Annotated in this window: 1 protein-coding gene; it reads right to left on the bottom strand. The window is 65.0% G+C overall.

The features are described from left to right. Positions 1-600, bottom strand: a 600-nt coding sequence (locus tag IG178_RS24355) for an IS30 family transposase (RefSeq protein WP_193215193.1), incomplete at both ends; no start/stop codon positions are given.

Here is a 600-nt window from a genome sequence, read left to right as displayed (position 1 = left end):
CGGTCAGCTTCTCATGCGGTGTCGCCCACCCCAGGGTCTGACGAGGCCGCCCATTGAGCACGTCCTGTGTCTCGGCGAGATCCTCATCCGTGATCTCGTTGAAGTTCGTGCGCTTGGGATAGAAGTCCCGGATCAGCCCGTTCGTGTTCTCGTTCGTGCCCCGCTGCCAGGGCGAATGCGGATCACAGAAGAACACCTTGCAGTCGGTGGCCATCGTGAAGCGGGCGTGCTGGGCCATCTCCGTGCCCTGATCCCAGGTGATCGTGCGCAGCAACATGGCCGGCAGGGCCTGGATCATTCGCTGCAGAACCTCGATCACCGTCGTGCTGTCTCGCACCCCGGGCAGCCGCCCCAGCAGCACGTAGCGGGTCGTGCGCCCGGAACGCAGGGCCTTCACGACCGCCAGCTCGTGCCGCAGCCCGGTCTTTCCCTGGACGTAGAGCGCCTGATAGATCGTCTCGTGCGACACCTGCATCTCCTCCTGACCGGGAAAGTCCTGCTTCAACCGGGCCGAGATCTGAACCGGTGACCAGCGATGACTCAGCCCGGCCACGACCTCAGCACGCAGCCTCGGATTGGACTCCAGTCTGCCCGGGCGCG

The sequence above is a fragment of the Neoluteolibacter marinus genome (assembly GCF_014904755.1).
In the GTDB taxonomy this organism is placed as follows: Bacteria; Verrucomicrobiota; Verrucomicrobiia; order Verrucomicrobiales; family Akkermansiaceae; genus Haloferula; species Haloferula marina.
The sequence above is the reverse complement of the archived record's forward strand: the minus strand, read 5'-3'. Positions and strand labels throughout refer to the sequence as shown.